The organism is Bradyrhizobium sp. 25ACV, assembly GCF_054863005.1.
The window spans coordinates 1-320 of record NZ_JAVAYO010000052.1 but is presented as its reverse complement, the minus strand read 5'-3'; the positions used below and the strand labels follow the sequence as shown (position 1 = coordinate 320).

Annotated in this window: 1 protein-coding gene; it reads right to left on the bottom strand. The window is 64.4% G+C overall.

Annotation, left to right across the window (positions count from 1 at the left end):
• Positions 1-320 (bottom strand): Hpt domain-containing protein (locus RAD04_RS38520; RefSeq protein WP_461627948.1); only part of this gene is annotated, 320 nt, incomplete at both ends.

Sequence of the window (320 nt, the reverse complement as noted above, 5' to 3'; positions counted from 1 at the left end):
GCTTCGGCAACGGGAGCTGCACCGGCAGCCATTGCCGCCATGCCCTGCTCGACCATCGCTTCCAGCTTGTCGATGAGATCGCGGTCGGTCCCCTCCGGCTCGGCTTCGGTCGCTTCCAGGCCTGCGAGGATTTCCTTGATGCGGTCGATCGAGGACAGGATCACCGTCACCGCCTGCCCGGTCACCGGCATGCCGTCACGGAATTTGCCCATCAACGTCTCGCCGGCATGGGCCAGCGCTTCAAGCCGCGGCAATCCGAGGAAGCCGCAGGTGCCCTTGATGGTGTGGACCAGGCGGAAGATGTTATCCAGGATCTTGGC